Annotated in this window: 13 protein-coding genes and 1 tRNA gene; 10 read left to right on the plus strand and 4 right to left on the minus strand. The window is 63.1% G+C overall.

All coding sequences use genetic code 11. From position 1 onward, the window contains the following. Nucleotides 1-53: 53 nt before the first annotated feature. The 3 genes from C8N35_RS13875 (at nt 54) to C8N35_RS13885 (ending at nt 2188) form a co-directional block, all read left to right on the plus strand. Nucleotides 54-129, plus strand: a tRNA-Lys gene (locus tag C8N35_RS13875). 781 nt (nt 130-910) lie between these two features. Beyond that, entirely contained in the window at nt 911-1210 is a 300-nt protein-coding gene (locus tag C8N35_RS13880) for a hypothetical protein (RefSeq protein ID WP_107990315.1), read from the plus strand. 144 nt (nt 1211-1354) lie between these two features. Next, nucleotides 1355-2188: a beta-keto acid cleavage family enzyme gene (locus tag C8N35_RS13885; protein WP_210203530.1), complete on the plus strand. Its 834-nt coding sequence runs from the start codon at nt 1355-1357 to the stop codon at nt 2186-2188. Between the two features lie 34 nt (nt 2189-2222). Here the strand turns inward: C8N35_RS13885 and C8N35_RS13890 are convergent, their stop codons facing one another. Beyond that, on the minus strand, nt 2223-2513 hold the full coding sequence (locus tag C8N35_RS13890; RefSeq protein WP_107990552.1) for an ArsR/SmtB family transcription factor: 291 nt from the start codon (nt 2511-2513) through the stop codon (nt 2223-2225). Nucleotides 2514-2923: 410 nt separating this feature from the next. Here C8N35_RS13890 and C8N35_RS13895 point away from each other — a divergent pair, with 410 nt between their 5' ends. Further along, complete coding sequence (locus C8N35_RS13895; RefSeq protein WP_107990317.1) at nt 2924-3670, plus strand: cytochrome c biogenesis CcdA family protein; 747 nt, start codon at nt 2924-2926, stop codon at nt 3668-3670. A 28-nt stretch (nt 3671-3698) separates the two neighbouring features. Here C8N35_RS13895 and C8N35_RS13900 read toward each other — a convergent pair whose 3' ends face one another. Then, a complete protein-coding gene (locus C8N35_RS13900; protein WP_170122107.1) occupies nt 3699-4544 on the minus strand; it encodes an SPOR domain-containing protein in 846 nt (281 codons plus the stop codon). Nucleotides 4545-4746: 202 nt separating this feature from the next. On the opposite strand from C8N35_RS13900, the gene glmU reads away from it, so the two are divergent. The 4 genes from glmU to C8N35_RS13920 all read left to right on the plus strand — a co-directional run bounded on the left by glmU (nt 4747) and on the right by C8N35_RS13920 (nt 10246). Continuing rightward, nucleotides 4747-6105, plus strand: a complete 1359-nt coding sequence (glmU, locus tag C8N35_RS13905) for a bifunctional UDP-N-acetylglucosamine diphosphorylase/glucosamine-1-phosphate N-acetyltransferase GlmU (RefSeq protein ID WP_107990319.1) — start codon at nt 4747-4749, stop codon at nt 6103-6105. Between the two features lie 292 nt (nt 6106-6397). Then, nucleotides 6398-7273: a hypothetical protein gene (locus C8N35_RS13910; protein ID WP_146177408.1), complete on the plus strand. Its 876-nt coding sequence runs from the start codon at nt 6398-6400 to the stop codon at nt 7271-7273. 178 nt (nt 7274-7451) lie between these two features. Then, nucleotides 7452-9278 carry a glutamine--fructose-6-phosphate transaminase (isomerizing) gene (gene glmS / locus C8N35_RS13915; protein WP_107990321.1) on the plus strand — a complete coding sequence of 609 codons (1827 nt, stop codon included), beginning with the start codon at nt 7452-7454 and terminating at the stop codon, nt 9276-9278. A gap of 275 nt (nt 9279-9553) precedes the next feature. Further along, nucleotides 9554-10246 carry a DUF502 domain-containing protein gene (locus tag C8N35_RS13920; protein WP_107990553.1) on the plus strand — a complete coding sequence of 231 codons (693 nt, stop codon included), beginning with the start codon at nt 9554-9556 and terminating at the stop codon, nt 10244-10246. Between the two features lie 56 nt (nt 10247-10302). Here C8N35_RS13920 and recG read toward each other — a convergent pair whose 3' ends face one another. Further along, nucleotides 10303-12402, minus strand: a complete 2100-nt coding sequence (gene recG, locus C8N35_RS13925; protein ID WP_107990322.1) for an ATP-dependent DNA helicase RecG — start codon at nt 12400-12402, stop codon at nt 10303-10305. Between the two features lie 227 nt (nt 12403-12629). Here recG and C8N35_RS13930 point away from each other — a divergent pair, with 227 nt between their 5' ends. Beyond that, the gene (locus C8N35_RS13930; protein ID WP_107990323.1) at nt 12630-12923 is read left to right on the plus strand and encodes an FAD assembly factor SdhE; all 294 of its coding nucleotides are present in this window, start codon (nt 12630-12632) and stop codon (nt 12921-12923) included. 36 nt (nt 12924-12959) lie between these two features. Next, the gene (gene mfd / locus C8N35_RS13935) at nt 12960-16469 is read left to right on the plus strand and encodes a transcription-repair coupling factor (protein ID WP_107990324.1); all 3510 of its coding nucleotides are present in this window, start codon (nt 12960-12962) and stop codon (nt 16467-16469) included. Nucleotides 16470-16668: 199 nt separating this feature from the next. On the opposite strand, the gene C8N35_RS13940 is transcribed toward mfd, so the two are convergent. Next, a complete protein-coding gene (locus C8N35_RS13940; protein WP_107990554.1) occupies nt 16669-18546 on the minus strand; it encodes an ABC-F family ATP-binding cassette domain-containing protein in 1878 nt (625 codons plus the stop codon). Nucleotides 18547-18564: the final 18 nt, after the last annotated feature.

Genomic DNA, 18564 nt, shown 5'->3' on the forward strand with positions numbered 1-18564 from the left:
GGACGTGACCGGTTGCGCTAACCCCGCGATTAGATTACACACCTCGCCACTGGGAGCCCGTAGCTCAGCTGGTAGAGCAACTGACTTTTAATCAGTAGGTCCAGGGTTCGAGCCCCTGCGGGCTCACCAAGTCTTTTCAATGGCTTGGGTGAGTTTTCACCCGGAAACACAATGCGCATTCCGTCCGGCATTCGCGGCCCGATGAAGTCACGCATTGGCCGGGCGTTCCATTCCATCCCGCTTTCGTCTCGCCTTCGAATAATGCTGTCATCGTGTCGGTCGTGTTGTCGGCCATTGTTCGTGCCGGAACTCGGATATGGGGCAGCGTGGACGTCCTGCACAGTGCCGCAGTTCTTGACCGGTTTGCCGTCATTCCTTTCTCGGGTCTTCCGGGGCATCACTGAAACGCACGGTGCGGCACGGTGACGCGCGCTGGTGGCGCGTGACAATTCCGTACATGGAAGCGGCGAGCTTGAATTGCCTGCTTCCCAGCTTGAATTGAGTAAGAATGTCCAAAAGAGCCCATTTCTGCGAGCGCCTATATGTAATAAATCTACATGAGATAAATACTTATCCGGCAGAACAGGTGAGTTAATTGGAGATTTGTTTGTATAATGGATTTGCCAAAAAATTCCGCAAAAGTTCGCTAAACGAACATTAGCTTCACTATACGGTAAGGTTGCCTAACTCATTTTACTTACACGTAGATTTCCGATCTGTCGGCCCGTTTGATGCCGAAGGCGCGTTGGCCTCGGCAAGTCTACGAGTTGCAATTCGTGGTCTTATGTGTCGCAATTTGCATTCGTGAGGGGTCATAGAGATAAAAATTCGCTCCGGACGAGATGTACCTCAACGGCAGGATGGGCTGGGGGTGCGTAGCGGAAGGTGCTCAGCAGGGCGCACGTAGACAATGAACATAAACGAGCCGGACCAAGGCGAAGCCGTGCAGTTCGAATTCGTCAAGGGGCACATTGCAGCGACCATGGCATTGGTAAATGGTCTTGTGCTTCAAAATGTGATCGATCGTGACGCTCTGGATGGTTATTTCACCAGTTTTCTTGGTCAGTTACCGCATACGCGAGACACGCTGGCCTTGCGCCTTATCATCGATCAGTGGCGCCAGGGGCTGTATACGGCAAAGCCGGAAGCCAACCGTCTGAATGCGCATCTGTTCGAAGTGATCGAAGGCGGACGCGGCGCTGCGGAATAAGGCGAACTGCTGAAAGTCCGGCTTGCCCGGCGGCTACCGAATCCGACTAAATTCCCGCGCCGGTGCGTACGCATCGGTCTGGTCCTGAGGTGTCCGGCGCGCGAGAGGCGCGGCGCTCGCCAAGGGGAAAATGCGGGAGCCGTCGTGTCCGAACCCCTTACCCTGATGGTCGCGCCCAATGGCGCGCGGCGTACCAAATCCGATCATCCGGCTATTCCCGTCACGATCGATGAGACGGCACGGGTGGTGGCCGCCTGCGCCGAGGCCGGCGCCAGCGCCGCGCATCTTCACGTTCGCGATGCGGCCGGCCGGCATCTGTTGGATGCGGATGCCTATATTGCGCTGATCGATGCGGTTTCGCGCGAAGCGCCTGCCGATTTCATTTGCCAGGTCACCACGGAAGCGGTCGGTCGCTATGCACCTGCCGAGCAGATGGCCGTGGTGCGCGCGGTGCGCCCTGCCGCCGTCTCCGTTGCGGTCAAGGAACTTGCGCCGGGAGAACCAGACGAGGCGCAAGCGGCGGATTTCTATGCCTGGTGCCGGCGTGAGTCCGTTGCCGTACAACATATTGTCTACGATGCGGGCGAGCTGGACCGCCTGCTCGATCTGTCGCGTCGGGGCATCATTCCGGGCGACCGCTTGTCCGTGCTTTTTGTCCTTGGCCGCTACAGCTCCGGCCAGCAGAGCGATGCGCACATGCTCCGCCCGTTTTTGCAGGGGCTCGATGGCGCCGCTGATTGTCCGGCGATCGACTGGATGCTCTGCGCATTCGGAAGTGGCGAGACGGCCTGTGCGGCCGCCGCCATGGCGTTTGGCGGCCATGCGCGTGTCGGCTTCGAAAATTCGTTGTGGGGGCCGGATGGCGAGATCGTCCGGGACAATGTCGCGACAATCGCCCGTGCGCGACGGCTTGCTACCGATCTCGGCCGGAGCCCGACGCGGGGCGCACAGACACTCGCTGTGCTCGGCGCCGGATGACGGTCCGCTCGCCTGCGCACTGCAAAGGAAGGGCTCACGCCCCGCAGAACATGTCGTAGATCGTCGCGAGGATCCGGCGGACGTTTTCGTCGCCGAGGCTATAGTAGATCGTCTTCCCGTCCCGGCGCGTGGAGACGAGGTTCTCCGCCCGCAGTCTGGCCAGTTGCTGGGATACCGTCGGCTGGCGCAGCGAGAGCATGCTCTCCAGCTCTGTGACCGACTTTTCCCCCTCACTGAGAATGCACAGAATCAGAAGCCGATTTTCGTGGGCCAGCGCCTTCAGATAGTCGCTGGCCTGCTTGGCCTTGTCGTGCATCTGGTTCATGTCGAGCGAACCGACCGGTTCCTCTATGGCTGTTGCCGGCACTCTTCGTTTTCCTTTTTTCGCAAATTCCGCAAGTGCGGGTTGCGCCCCTCAGGCGTCCATCTAAACCCACGGTTTCGAAAAATCGACCCCGGAGAACCGATTAGAGCCGCTTTTGCGGCGATTGCCGGGGGCAAGCGAGATGCCAACGTACATTCGAACGCGTGTGTCGCGGGTCGGTATGAGCGCGCGGGTGGCATGCATAGGGTTATGCGTGGACATGAAGCCGCTCAAGCCAATATGAACGCCGGGGCTGGCTTTGGCGCATTCTGCGGGGTGTCATTGCCGCTCGCGTCGTCTACAACGCGTTGACGGTCGCCCGCGGGCGTTTGTCGCCCGGGACGGCGAGGGGAGCAGATGAGAGGAATCCGATGCACGATGTAACGATACTGGGCGCGTTTTTTGCCGGGCTCCTGTCCTTCGTGTCACCTTGTGTGCTGCCGCTCGTGCCGCCCTATCTTGCCTTTCTCGCCGGTGTGTCGCTCGACCAGTTGACGGGCGAGGGGCAGGAAGCGGCCGCACGAGCCACCGACGGACGCAAGGTCATGATGACAGCGTTCTCCTTTGTTCTCGGCTTTTCGACCGTCTTCGTCCTGCTGGGCGCGAGCGCGTCCTTCCTTGGCCAGTTCGTGGCCAGCAACATCCAGATCCTCGGTTATGTCGGCGGTGTCCTCATCATCATCATGGGGCTGCACTTCCTGGGCGTTTTCCGTATCGGACTACTGTATCGCGAGGCCCGCGTTCACGTGGATCGAAAGCCCGCGGGACCGCTTGGCGCCTATGTGATCGGTCTCGCCTTCGCCTTTGGCTGGACGCCTTGCGTTGGTCCGATTCTGGCGACGATCCTGTTCGTCGCGGGCGCTGAGGATACGGTTGCCCGCGGTGCGCTGCTTCTGTCGGCCTATGCGTTGGGGATCGGGGTACCGTTCATGGTGGCGGCGGCCTTCGCCGGTCCGTTCATGCGCTTCATGGTCGGGTTCCGGCGCCATCTCGGAATTGTCGAAAAGGTGATGGGGCTCTTCCTGGTGGTCACCGGCGTCGCCTTCCTGACCGGGCAGATGGCGACTTTCTCGTTCTGGCTTCTGGAAACGTTTCCCGTATTGCAGAGCGTGGGCTGAGTCTGGTCTGGCCAATGTCGCCGTCGGCTCAGCGCGCGGGAAGTCTCTGACCGGCGAACAATGTCGGCTTGCACTCGATCAGCCGTTTTTCCAGCCGCGCACAGGCGGCTGCGGCGTCGGCCGCATTGTCGAACGGACCGGCGACGAGATGGGCGACCATCTTGTTGTTGGCGTCCTCGGCGATCGATGCCAGCGGCAGAAGGGAGCCGATGATTCGGGTTTCCGTCGCCTGCATGGCGTGCCATGCCGTGGCAACTTCTTCCAGCGAACCGTAGGCGCCGAGATCCACCGCGAATTTCGTGCGCGGTGCGCTTGCGGTCCCTCGGCTCTTTTTCGCCTTGCCGATGCTGCCCGTAATCATCGGGTCCACGGCCTGCTGTCGATTGTTCGTGGCGTAGCGCGCCGAGGTATCGTAACTCGTCGATGGTGTCGCGTAGCCGGAGGGCGGTTGTACCGATGGCGTCCTTCCACCCTCGATCTGCGCCAGCCTGTCGGACATGATGTCGTTCTGTCGTCTCAGCGCGTCGGCAGAGCGACGTAGCGCGATGATCTCGTGCCGCAATGTATCGATCTGCGCTTCGAACTGTCCGGGGCGAGGAGATTCGACAGGGCTGGGGGCGGAGAAAACGCCGAATTCGGTAGGGCGCTTGTTGGCGTTGCCGATCGAGGCGGTGGTTCTCACGTCTCCCGCGCTCGGCAGGACCAGAGCCGCATAGCGCGCTCCGAACGGATCGGGCGCGCGGTTCTGATAGGCGCTGACGGCAACCAGAAGGGACATGGTAGCCGCAAAACCCCAGCCGAGCAGCACGACGCCCGTACGCATGCGGGCGCCGCCCTTCAAGATCTCCTGCAGGATGGGCGGTTTCTTCAGCACAAATCTATTCCGCTCGCGAGGACCGAATCTCCGGCACGCAACAGTTTCCATCTAAGAAGGTTTCATTAACGCTAACAAGCCGGGAAGACACTGTAGACACAAGAGGTCGGGCGGCGGCTCGACTATTTCCCTTGTGTGGGCAATCTGCTACGTCGTCGCGCGACGGTCGCATGCTGCGGCCGGGTAGCTTTTCGAGGGACAGATGACCGATCGATCCTGCCTCGCCATCATCCTTGCCGCGGGTCTTGGCACACGCATGAAATCCGCCATGCCGAAAGTCATGCATGCCATTGGCGGCCACCCGATGCTCGGTCATGTGCTGGAGACCGCGACGCGGGCCGGTTCCGACCGGATCGCCGTGGTGATTGGTCCGGATATGTCCCCGGTGGAGAGCCTTGTCGCCGCAACTGCATCGTCCGCCGTGTGCTTCGTGCAGCATGAGCGCAAAGGTACCGCGCATGCCGTGCTGGCCGCTCGCCCGGCGCTCGAAGCTCCCGTCGATGACGTGATCGTTCTTTACGGCGATACCCCGCTGATCACGGCGGAAGCGGTAGAAACCGTCCGCAGAGCGCTGGCGCGTGGCGCCGATATCGCGGTCCTTGGTTTCGAAGCTGCCGATCCGAGCGGCTACGGTCGGTTGCTGGTCGAGGGAGGGCGCCTTGTTGCGATCCGCGAGGAAAAGGACGCAACGGATTCAGAACGCGAGGTCTCCTTCTGCAACTCGGGCATCATGGGCTTTCGAGGCGCTCTCTTGCCGGAACTGCTCGACGCGATCGGTTCGGACAATGCGAAGGGCGAGTTCTACCTTACCGATGCTGTCGAAATAGCCACGGGGCGTGGCCTGACCGTCGTTGCCGAGACCGGTCCCGTCGAGGATGTTCTGGGTGTCAATAACCGTGTTCAACTGGCTGAATGCGAAGAGATATTTCAAGCTCGCATGCGGCGTTCGGCGATGCTGTCTGGTGTGACGCTCGTGGCTCCCGAAACCGTCTTTTTCTCGTATGACACGAAGCTGGGGGCCGATGTGGTTGTCGAGCCCAATGTCGTCTTCGGGCCGGGCGTGTCGGTTTCCTCCGGAGCGGTCATTCATGCGTTCTCGCATCTGGAAGGTGCGTTCGTCGACGAGGGGGCGAGCATCGGTCCGTATGCGCGGCTGAGACCTGGCGCCGAAATCGGGCAAGGTGCGAAAATCGGGAACTTCGTGGAGGTGAAGAAGGCGAGTGTCGAGGCCGGCGCCAAGGTCAATCACCTCAGCTATATCGGCGATGCGCGGGTGGGGGCGAAGGCCAACATCGGCGCGGGAACGATCACCTGCAATTACGATGGATACAACAAGTTCTTCACCGATATCGGCGCTGGTGCCTTCATCGGTTCCAACACGGCGCTGGTTGCTCCGGTTTCGATCGGTGACGGCGCGCTGGTGGCTGCGGGAAGCGTCATCGTGAAGGACGTGCCGGATGATGCGCTGGCGGTGGCGCGCGGCCAGCAAGTGGTGAAGGAAGGTCGCGCCGTCTCCATCCGCGCAATCAAGGAGAGAATGAGCGCGGAACGGAAAAAGTGACGGGGAACGACGCACGGCGAGCCCGGTAAAGGGGCGCGGCGACAGGAGCTGCGGATTGTTGTGATCTGGCGTTCATTGGCTTTCGAAAGCCTGCGCAAGCAGCCTGAGCAGCCCATTCGTCAGGGTGAGTGCGTTCTTGACGAGACTTGTGGTATGAGGCACTCGCGATTTCTGGAAACGCGACGGTCTTTTGCGCCGGCGATACCCATATGGGCAGAGGTTAAGTTTGACTGCGTTGAAACTGCATGTCGGCTACGCCAAGACCGGAACGAGCGCAATGCAACGCGCTCTGATGGCCGAGGCGGATGAATTGGCAAAGCGGGGCATCTACGTGCCCGCGGCGACGGGGATCCGTCACCGTCATCTCCAGCTTTTCGACGCCCACAGCCAGGCCCCGGGACTGACGCGGATATTCGACGGTGTTGAGCGCCATGAGCGACTGCCTCTCGCGACGCGGTGGGTCGAGGAGGTGGCCGAGGCCGCCCAAAACTTCGGCACGGTGATCATGACCGAGGAGACGCTGGTGCGTCTCTTGCCGGAAGAGGTCGAAACCATGGCGTGCCATCTCAAGGCGGCCTTCGATCCGGTTGATGTCTTTGTTTGTTTCCGGCCGCACGAAGACCTCGTGCGCTCCAACTACCGCCAGCTGATCACCGCTACCTACCGCGACATCAAGTTCAAGCGCTACGCGGCGCAATGGATGGGCAGCGACCTGAGCCGCTATTGCGACGTTCTGGATACCTACCTGCGGGCTTTTGGCGAGACGCGGGTTCATGGGTATTTCTACCGCTTCTCGAAAGGTTCTTCGTCCAACACGGATATCCTGGGTGCAATGGGTGCCGGCAGTGCAGCCGAAATCGCGACGTCGACGGTCGACAACCGATCGCGCCCGGCGGAGGTCGTGGAACTGAAGCGCCGGCTCAATCCGCAGATAGAAGGGATGATCCAGGAACTGGGAGGGCACGACGTCCCGCGGTTCCATTCGATTCTCAGTGACGCGCTGAGCGAACTGGCCGCTCTGGCGGACTTCAATCCGGTCGATGAAACCGAGCTTCAGGGGGCGTTGCCGCGCCGCGCGGCGCGTCGATGTTCTCTTGACTGGGAGCAGCTGTGCTCGCAGCGCTATGCCCACGTCTTTGCGCGCGCGGCGGCGGTAGCGGCGGAATAGTGCAACGGAAAACGCGCACACCCGGAATGTGCCGTTGGCGGGCTTCATCCGGGTGGTTTGGAGCCTCTTTCTGTCAATTCAACTTTCAGGCTTGTCTGAAATAGCATTTGATTTCTATTGCAGTGCGCTCATCCGCTACACGGATGGCCGGGTGGGCGTTGACGCGTGAGGATGGTCTATGTGTGGCATTATCGGAATTCTGGGGCGTGAGCCGGTGGCTCCGCTGCTGGTCGATGGACTGAAGCGCCTCGAATACCGTGGCTATGATTCTGCCGGCGTGGCCACGCTGGAGGAGGGCGTCCTCACCCGTCGTCGAGCGGAAGGTAAGCTGCGTAACCTGGAAGGACGGCTTGAAGCAGAGCCGCTTGCCGGCCATTCCGGCATCGGCCACACGCGCTGGGCGACGCATGGCGCGCCAACCGAGGCCAATGCGCACCCCCATATCGGGCCGGGCGTCGCTGTCGTCCACAACGGCATCATCGAGAATTTTCGCGAATTGCGTGCCGAATTGACCGGCGAGGGCGTCACCTTCGCGACCGACACCGACACCGAGGTCGTCTGTCAGATGATCGGCGCCTATCTCGGCAAGGGGGGCACGCCCACCGATGCCGTGGTCAAGACGCTCGCACGGCTGGAGGGCGCGTTCGCGCTTGCGATCCTGTTCGACGGCGAGGATGACCTGCTGATCGGCGCGAGGCGCGGCAGTCCGCTCGCCGTCGGATACGGCGAAGGCGAAATGTACCTCGGTTCCGACGCCATCGCGCTGGCCCCCTTTACCAGTCGTATCGCCTACCTGGATGACGGCGACTGGGTGGTGCTGACGCGCGAAGGTGCGACGATCCGCGACGAGGCGGGCATGGTGGCCGAGCGCGCGATCCAGACTTCGTCCGCGTCCGCCGCCATGGTCGACAAGGGCAACTACCGCCACTTCATGGCGAAGGAGATTCACGAACAGCCGGACGTCGTGGCGCGCACGCTCGCCCATTATCTCGATCTCAACGCCATGACGACGAAAGTGCCCGAAGGGCTGCCCTTCGACTTCGCCAATCTGCAGCGCGTTGTCATAACCGCCTGCGGGACGGCGTTTTATGCTGGGCTGGTCGCCAAGTACTGGTTCGAGCGGCTTGCCCGCCTGCCGGTCGACATCGATGTCGCCTCGGAGTTTCGCTATCGCGAGACGCCACTCGATCCTGGCGGGCTGGCGCTCTTCATCTCGCAATCCGGCGAGACGGCCGACACACTCGCTTCGCTTCGGTATTGCAAGGCGGAGAAGCAGCATATCGGCGCGGTGGTCAATGTGAAGGAATCGACCATTGCGCGCGAATCCGACGTGATATTCCCGACGATCGCGGGTCCGGAAATCGGCGTTGCCTCGACCAAGGCGTTCACCTGCCAGCTCTCGGTGCTGGCCAGCATGGCGGTGATGGCTGGTCGGCAGCGCGGCGTCCTTTCCGCCGACGACGAGGGCCGTCTCGTGCGCGCGCTCACCGAAACGCCGCGCTACATGGTGGACGCGCTGAAGCTCGAACCGCAAATCGAGCGGCTGGCCCGTAATCTCGCCAAGGCGAGCGACATCCTCTATCTCGGTCGCGGCTCTTCCTATCCGCTGGCGATGGAAGGCGCGCTGAAACTCAAGGAAATCTCCTACATCCACGCGGAAGGCTACGCGGCGGGCGAGCTCAAGCACGGACCGATCGCCCTGATCGACGAGACCATGCCCGTCATTGTCATCGCGCCCTACGACAAGGTCTTCGAGAAGACCGCCTCGAACATGCAGGAAGTGGCGGCGCGCGGCGGGCGCATCATCCTGATCACCGATCAGAAAGGGGCGGCAGCGGCGGGAGTGGAGACGATGGAAACCCTCGTCATGCCGGACGTTCCCGCCACCATCGCCCCGATGGTCTATTCGATCCCGATCCAGTTGCTCGCCTATCACACGGCCGTCTTCATGGGTACGGATGTCGATCAGCCACGCAATCTGGCGAAGTCCGTCACCGTGGAATAGGCCCTTCGGGGCGGTTCGTTCCCGCGGCAATTGCCGCTGGGGCGGCCGCACCTCGAATTCGGGCTCGACAAGGCGATGAGACTCCCCCTTGTTAAGGGGTTATTCTCCTGTATCGGCGCGGTGAAACCGGTATTATCGCGTTCAAACGGCCTCGCATCGCGACCTCGGACCTCCAACCGGGCTGCGATGGAGCCAAGGCAGGACAGACAACTTTCATGTCAGGCAATCCGGATCCGAACACCTCGGGTGGGATCCAACCGAAGGCGACGCGCCCCATGGCCAGGTTGCGCACTTACTTTCTCACCGGTCTCGTCATCGCGGGGCCGATCGGGATCACGCTCTATCTGAGCTGGTCGCTGATCCAGTGGATCGACGGCTGGGTCAAGCCGCTTCTGCCCATCCACTACAACCCCGATACCTATCTGCCGTTTCCGGTTCCCGGCGTGGGCCTCATCGTCTCGGTTTCGATGTTGATCATTGTTGGATTCCTGACCGCCAACATCGCCGGCAGGACGCTCGTCTCCTATGGTGAGCAGATCCTTGGCCGCATGCCGCTGGTGCGCAATCTCTACAGCGGCCTGAAGCAGATCTTCGAAACCGTGCTGTCGGAAAGCGGGTCGAGCTTTAAGCGGGCGGGGATGATCGAATATCCGCGCAAAGGCTTGTGGGCGATCGTCTTTCTGGCAACGGACACGAAGGGGGAGGTGGCGGTCAAGCTCGATCATGCCGATCCCGACATGATCTCGGTCTTCCTGCCGACGACACCGAATCCGACGTCCGGCTTCCTGCTCTTCGTGCCCCGGCACGAGGTGATCCTGCTGGACATGTCCGTGGAGGAGGCTGCCAAGCTCGTTATCTCCGCGGGCCTCGTGACGCCCCCGTATCCGCCGGAACAGCGCAAAGCGCTGCCGGAGCGCGCGGCGAAAAAGGGCGCGATGCCGAAGGAGCCGGCTGAAATCGAGGGGTAGGCGTCCGCGCTTGTTCCCGCCGTCACTGCGATGCGGGAATCTCGAAATCACATCGTTCAGCCTGCCCGAAGCAAGCGGATGGCCTCGTCGCGGCCGAAGATGTAGAGCAGGAGCCGCAGCGCTTGGCCGCGCGGCCCCTCCAGATCCGGATCGTTGGCAAGGATCAGCCGCGCATCGGCGCGCGCCGTTTCCATCAGCTCGCCATGCGTCTCGATCTGGGCGATGCGGAATCCCGGCATGCCGCTCTGGCGTGTGCCCAGGATTTCGCCTTCGCCACGCAGCCGCAGGTCTTCCTCCGCGATCACGAAGCCGTCATTCGTCTCGCGCATGATGGCGAGCCGGGCCTTGGCCGTCTCGCCGAGAGGTCCCTTGTAGAGCAGCAGGCAGGTCGACTGTTTGTCGCCGCGCCCCACGCGTCCACGCAATTGATGGAGCTGGGCGAGCCCGAACCGCTCCGCATGTTCGATGACGATGATCGTCGCGTCAGAGACGTCGACGCCGACCTCGATGACCGTTGTCGCGACCAGGATGCGCGTCCGCCCATCCTTGAAATCCTGCATGGCGGCGTCCTTTTCCGCCGCGCTCATGCGTCCGTGCACAAGGCTCACCTGATCGCCGAAGACCTGCTGAAGCGTTCCATAACGCTCCTCGGCGGCCGTCACGTCGAGAACCTCCGATTCCTCCACCAGCGGACAGACCCAGTAGACCTTCTGTCCATCCGCCAGCGCGCGCTTCAGTCCGTCGACGACGTCGAAGAGGCGATCGAGCGACACCGAGCGCGTCTCGATCGGCTTTCGCCCGGCCGGCTTGTCGGGAAGCTGCGAGACTTCCATATCGCCGAAATAGGTGAGCACGAGCGTGCGCGGGATCGGCGTCGCGGTCATGACGAGCACATCGACGCCCCGGCCCTTGCCTTGCAGGGCAAGCCGCTGGTGGACGCCGAAACGGTGCTGCTCGTCGACGACCGCAAGGCCCAGGTCCTTGAACGCGATTGTGGCCTGGAAAAGCGCATGCGTGCCCACGAGAATGTCGATTTCGCCGGATTCCAGCCCTGCCAGGATCGCGCGTCGCTCCGCCGGCTTGGCCTTGCCGGTAAGAAGCGCCGCCTTGATGCCGGCAGCCTCGCACAATGGTCCTATCGCGCGCAGGTGCTGGTGGGCCAGCAGTTCGGTCGGCGCCATCATCGCCGCCTGTCCGCCTGCCTCAACCACGTCCGCCATGGCAATGAGCGCGACGACGGTCTTGCCTGCACCCACGTCGCCCTGCACCAGTCGCAGCATGCGTGTGGAGGCGGCGAGGTCGCCCTCGATCTCCGAAATGGCCTGAGCCTGGCCCGGGGTGAGGTGGAACGGCAGGGCGGCGAGGATTTTTTCCTTCAGCAAGCCTGCCGAAGTCCTGCCCACGCCGGCGGTCTTGCGCATGTGGGACCGCACCATGGCAAGCGCCAGTTGGCTCGCGAGATATTCATCATAGGCAAGCCGCATCACGGCCGGGCTCTTGGGATCGATATCGGCGGGGTCTTCCGGCCGGTGGACGGTCTCGAGCGCGGTGTTGAAATCCGGCCAGTGATCGCGGGCAAGATGTGCCTCGTCCAGCCATTCCGGCATCGGCGGCAGGAGATCGAGCGCAGCCGTGATCGCCTTTTGCAGCGTCTTGGGCGAAAGCCCCGCGGTCATCGGATAGACGGGCTCGATCAGCGGCATTTCGGCGAAGGACGTCTCGTCCACCATATGGTCGGGATGCACCATCTGGGGACGGCCGTTGAACCACTCCACCTTGCCGCTTACGTATCGCGTTTCGCCTTCGGGAAGCGTCTTTTCCAGCCAGTCGCGACGGGCGTGGAAGAAGACGAGTTGTATCTCGCCGGTCTCGTCATGAGCGAAGACCTTGTAGGGCGCGCGCGAAGCGGCGGGAGCCGCCTGATGCCGGTCGATGCGCACCTTCAAGGTAACGATCGCCCCTTCGGGAGAGTGCGCGATTCCCGGCTGGCGCCGCCGGTCGATGACCGAATGCGGCAGATGGAACAGCAGATCGCCGATGCGCGTATCTCGTTCGGAAACGCCCAGAAGCCCCCTGAGGAGCTTTTCCACCTTCGGGCCTATGCCGGGAAGGTCGGTTGCGGCGGCAAACAGGGGATCGAGCAGGGGCGGACGCATGGCTTTCCGGTCGTGTGGCGCAGACTGCGTTCATTTCGCACGGCGAAGCGGTCTTCGGCAATGCCGGTCGGGCGCATTGTTACCCGGTTGCGCGCAGGACGCTGACAGCGGCCATCGGGATCGCTATACAGGCCCCCGGACATGCGCCGTCACGCAAATCCATATGGGCCGCATCTTGCCCCGCCATCATGGCGATGGTGCCGGGCCCGCGAGGAAGAGGTAATTCCATGACCGGATTGAACCGCACGAGCGACGGGTTGGATTCGCGCCGCAAACGCATCCTGTTTCGCAGTTGGCATCGCGGTACGAAGGAAATGGATCTTCTGCTGGGCGGCTATGTCGAGGCCCGGATTGGCGATCTGGAAGATGCCGAACTGGACCGGTTGGAGCATCTGATGGACGCTGCCGATGCCGATCTGCTGGACTGGCTGACCGGCCGCAAGCCCGTGCCGACCGAATACGATACGGACATCTTCCACGCCGTTTCCGACTTCCATAACCGTGATCAGACAACGAACTGATTGAACAGAAAAGACGTTTCGAGGATTTGAGGCTCCATGTTAAAGGCGTTGAAGCGGCTCTTCGCCACTCATGATGCGGTGACGCTTGCGGCGACGCCTGATGGCGCCGAGGCGATGGTGCTGGCCGATCTGGTGCGCGATAGTCAGGCCGGACAGCTTCCGGCGTTGGTTTACGTCGCGCGCGACGGCCAGCGCATGCAGTTGGCTGCGGACGGGCTCGGCTTCTTCGCGCCCGACGTGGAGGTGCTCCAGCTTCCCGCATGGGACTGTTTGCCCTATGACCGCGTCTCGCCAAATGCGGGCGTCGTGGCGCGCCGGCTCAACGTTCTGGCGAAGCTCGCCCGGGCGAGCCAGCAGGAAAAGCCGGTCATCCTGATGACGACCGTCAACGCCGCCATTCAGCGTGTGCCCTCACGCGAGTGGATGGCGGCGCACGCCTGGTCGGCCGCTCCCGGCAACCGGCTCGACATGAGCCAGCTCGCTCATTCGCTGGAACTCAACGGCTACATGCGCACGCCCACGGTGCGCGATACTGGCGAATATGCCGTGCGCGGCGGCATTCTCGATCTTTTCGCACCCGGCACGGAGCTTCCCGTTCGCCTCGATTTCTTCGGCGACACGCTGGAATCGATCCGCACCTTCGATCCAGAGACCCAGCGCACCGTCGCCCAGATGAAGCGCCTGGAAATGGTGCCGATGAGCGAGATCGTGCTTTCCGAAGACACGATCTCCCGCTTTCGTCGCAACTACGTGGCCGAATTCGGTGCCGCTCCGCGCGACGATGCGCTCTATCAATCGGTTTCCGAAGGCCGCCGCTATGCCGGCATGGAACACTGGCTTCCGCTCTTCCACGAGACCACCGAGACGCTGTTCGACTATGTCGGCACCGCGCCCGTGATCTTCGATCCGCTGGTGGAAGACGCCGTATCCGAACGCCTCGATCAGATTCGCGATCATTTCGAGGCCCGCCGCGACGCGATGAACCGCGACGGGGGATCCGGCGCCGTTCCCTACAAGCCGGTCGCGCCGCGTGCGCTCTATCTGATGCAGAACGGCTGGAAGGAAGTCGTTTCGGCCCACACCACGGCCCGGTTCAATCCCTTCGCCGTGCCGGAAGGCCAGGGCGAGACCGTCGATCTCTGCGGCCGGCAGGGCCGCACCTTCGCCGCGGAACGCGCCGCCGGCGACGTCAACGTGTTCGATGCGCTGATCCAGCACGTCTCGGCCCTTCGCAAGGACAGCAAGCGGGTCGTCATCGCCTGCTGGAGCGAGGGATCGCGCGACCGGCTCGGCCAGGTGCTTTCCGACCACGGTCTTGAGCGCGCCGTGCCGATCGAGTCGCTTGGCGGTGCCACGGTGCTGCCGCAGGGCATGGTCGGCCTCGCCGTTCTGGGGCTTGAGACCGGCTTCGAGATCGACAAGTTCGCCTTCATCGGCGAACAGGACATTCTGGGCGACCGGTTGGTGCGCCAGCGCAAGCGCTCGAAGAAGGCGTCGGATTTCCTCACCGAGCTTTCGAGCCTTTCCGAGGGCGATCTGGTCGTCCACGTCGATCACGGTATCGGCCGTTTCATTGGTCTGAAGACCATCGACGCAGCCGGCGCGCCGCACGATTGTCTGGAGCTTCAATATCACGGCGGCGACAAGCTCTACCTGCCGGTGGAGAACCTCGAACTTCTGACGCGCTACGGCTCGGAAGACATGGATGCCCAGCTCGACCGGCTGGGCGGCGGTGCCTGGCAGGCGCGCAAGGCGCGCATGAAGCAGCGCATTCGCGAGATCGCCGACGGCCTGATCAAGACGGCCGCAGCTCGTGCGTTGCGCACGGCGCCCGCAATCGAGATCCCCGACGGCCTCTACGACGAATTCGCCGCCCGCTTCCCCTATGAGGAGACCGAGGACCAGCTCAACTCGATCGAGGCGGTGTTCGAGGATCTGGGGTCGGGCCGGCCGATGGATCGGCTGGTGTGCGGCGATGTCGGCTTCGGCAAGACCGAAGTGGCGCTCCGAGCGGCCTTCCTTGTCGCCATGTCAGGCCGTCAGGTGGCGGTGGTCGTGCCCACCACGCTTCTTGCCCGCCAGCATTACAAGACCTTTGCCGAGCGTTTTCACGGCCTGCCGGTGCGCGTCGCGCAGGCCTCCCGCATGGTCGGTCCCAAGGCTCTGGCGCAGACCAAGAAGGACGTCGCCGACGGCACCGTCGATATCGTCATCGGCACCCACGCGCTCCTCGGCAAGGGGATCTCGTTCAAGGATCTCGGCCTGCTGATCATCGACGAGGAGCAGCATTTCGGCGTCAAGCACAAGGAGCGTCTGAAGGAACTGAAGTCGGACGTCCACGTGCTGACGCTCTCGGCGACGCCCATTCCGCGCACCATGCAGATGGCGCTGACGGGTGTGCGCGGCCTGTCGCTGATCGCCACGCCGCCGGTGGACAGGCTGGCAGTGCGCACCTTCATCTCGCCGTTCGATCCGCTAATCGTGCGCGAGACGCTGCTGCGCGAGCATTATCGAGGCGGTCAGTCCTTCTACGTCGTGCCGCGCGTCTCCGATCTTGCCGAGCGGCGCGAGTTTCTGGCGGAAATGGTGCCGGAGGTAAAGGTCGCCACCGCCCATGGCCAGATGGCGCCGGGCGAGCTCGATGACGTCATGAACGCCTTCTACGACGGCAAGTACGACGTGCTCTTGTCCACAACGATCGTGGAATCCGGCCTCGACATTCCGACCGCGAACACGCTGATCGTCCATCGCGCGGACATGTTCGGCCTGGCCCAGCTCTACCAGATCCGCGGCCGGGTCGGTCGCTCGAAGACACGCGCCTATGCCCTCTTCACGGTGCCGGCCAACAAGAAGCTCACCGGCCAGGCGGAACGCCGGTTGAAGGTGCTTCAGTCGCTTGAATCGCTCGGCGCCGGCTTCCAGCTCGCCAGCCACGACCTCGATATCCGGGGTGCGGGCAATCTCCTGGGTGAGGAGCAGTCCGGCCACATCAAGGAAGTCGGCTTCGAGCTTTACCAGCAGATGCTGGAGGAGGCTGTCGCCCAGCTTCGCGATGGCGATGACGCAGCGGGTGACGAGCACTGGTCGCCGCAGATCAATGTCGGTACGCCGGTGATGATTCCCGAAGGTTATGTGGCCGATTTGCAGCTGCGACTCGATCTCTATCGCCGCCTTGCCGATCTCACCGATCCGCAGGAAATCGACTCCTTCGGTGCGGAGATGATCGACCGCTTCGGCCCGTTGCCCGAGGAGGTGGAGCATCTCCTGAAGATCGTCTTCATCAAGGGCCTTTGCCGCCAGGCCAATGTGGAGAAGATCGACGCCGGCCCGAAGGGCGTCGTCATCAGCTTCCGCAACAACGAATTCGTCAATCCGGCCGGGCTCGTCGGCTACATCACCGAACAGGGCGTGCTGGCCAAGATCCGGCCCGACCAGAAGATCGTGCTGGTGCGGGACTGGCGGGATGCACAGGAACGCCTGAAGGGTGTCGCGGTGATCCTGACGAAGCTGGTGCGGTTGGCCGAAGCCGGGCAGGCCGCCGCCTGAGCGGGGAGAGAACCGTGGGGACGGCCCGTAGCGTGTCTCTCCCGGCATCGGCGTGCGCCTGGCTTCCGTCGGGTCCTCTCATTGGTCATTGCCCGGCGAAGTCCGGGCAATCCATTGCCGGCAGTGGCGTATGGGCGAGCGCTGGATCACCCGGACTTCGCCGGGCGATGACGGTGGAGAGATTGGGCTATTGCCCTCTTTACGCCGAAGCGGCCTCGTACTCGCCCGAGAGCTCCAGCCACGCTTCCTCGGCCTTCTGCAGCGCCTTTTCCGTATCGGAGCGCTTCTTGGCAAGCTGGGTCGCCTTGGCCGGATCCTTCACGTAGAGATCGGGATCGGCCAACAGGCCGTCGACGCGCTTCAGATCGCCCTGAAGCTTCTCCATCTTGCGCTCGGCTTCCTGGATCCTCTTGCGCAAGGGGGCGAGCTGCGCGCGCATTTCGGCCGACTCACGGCGGCGATCCTGCGCCGAAACCTGCTTTTCAGCATCCTTGGCCGCAGCCCGCTCTTCCTTTCCGGCCTGCAGGATCAGCCGACGGTAGTCGTCCATGTCGCCGTCATAGGGCGAAACCGTGCCATCGGCGACGAGCCACAACCGGTCGACACAGGCCTCCACGAGATGGCGGTCATGCGAGATCAGCACCACCGCCCCTGCAAAGTCGTTGAGCGCGTGTACCAGCGCCTCGCGGCTGTCGATGTCGAGGTGGTTGGTCGGTTCGTCGAGGATCAGCAAGTTCGGACCGTTGAAGGTGACGAGCCCCAGCAGGAGGCGCGCCTTCTCGCCGCCGGAGAGATCCTTGGCGGGCGTGTCCATGCGGTCGGTCGGCAGGCCAAAGCGGGCGACGCGGGCGCGCACTTTGGATTCGGCCTCACCCACCATAAGAGCGCGCACATGGGCAACGGCCGAATTCGCCGGCACCAGCTCATCGAGCTGATGCTGGGCGAAATAGGCGACATTCATCCTGTTCGCCCGCACCACATGGCCCGAAAGCGGCGTCAGCCGGTCGGCGATGAGCTTGGCGAAGGTGGACTTGCCGTTGCCGTTGGCCCCCAGCAGCGCGACGCGGTCATCCGGGTCGAGCCGCAGGTTCAGGTTGCGCAGCACCGCCTTGCCGTCATAGCCCACCGAGCCGCTTTCGATGGAAAGAAGCGGCGGGGCGGCCCGGGACTTGGGGGCAGGGAAGGAAAGCGGCAGGCTCGAATCCTCGATGATCGCCGCGATCGGCTGCATCCGCTCCAGCATCTTCAGCCGCGACTGTGCCTGGCGCGCCTTGGTCGCCTTGGCGCGGAAGCGGTCGACGAAGTCCTGCATGTGCTTGCGTTGGACTTCCTGCTTCTCGCGCTGCTTTTCCTGCAGAATGATCTGCTCGCGGCGCTGACGCTCGAAGCTGTCATAGCCACCGCGATAGGTGGTGAGTTTCGTCGCTTCCAGGTGCACGATGGTATCGACCGCCTTGTTCAGGAGATCGCGGTCGTGCGAGATCAGCACAACCGTGTGCGGATAGCGCGAGACGTAGTTCTCGAGCCACAGCGTGCCTTCCAGATCGAGATAGTTGGTCGGTTCGTCGAGCAGCAGCAGGTCGGGCTGGGAAAACAGCACGGCCGCGAGCGCCACGCGCATCCGCCAGCCGCCGGAAAACGCGGAGCAGGGGCGCTGCTGGGCATCCGCGCTGAAACCGAGCCCGTAAAGGATCGCGCCGGCGCGGGCCTCGGCGGAGTGCGCGTCGATATCGGCGAGCCGGGTGTGGATTTCGGCGATGCGATGCGGATCGGTCGCGGTTTCGGCCTCCGCCATCAGCGCGGCGCGTTCGGTGTCGCCGGCGAGCACCACGTCCATGAGGCTCGTCTCGGATCCGGGCGCTTCCTGCGCGACCTGACCGATGCGGGCCTGACGGCGGATCTTGATGGATCCGGACTCTGGCGCGAGATCGCCGGTGATCAGCTTGAACAGCGTGGTCTTGCCCGAGCCGTTACGGCCGACGAGCCCGACCTTCGCCCCATCGGGGATGACGGCGGTGGCGTGATCGAGCAACGTGCGCCCGGCGATGCGATAGGTGAGGTCGTTGACATGTAGCATGGTGGGGGAACGTTTGGC

Source organism: Breoghania corrubedonensis (genome assembly GCF_003053845.1).
Lineage (GTDB): Bacteria > Pseudomonadota > Alphaproteobacteria > Rhizobiales > Stappiaceae > Breoghania > Breoghania corrubedonensis.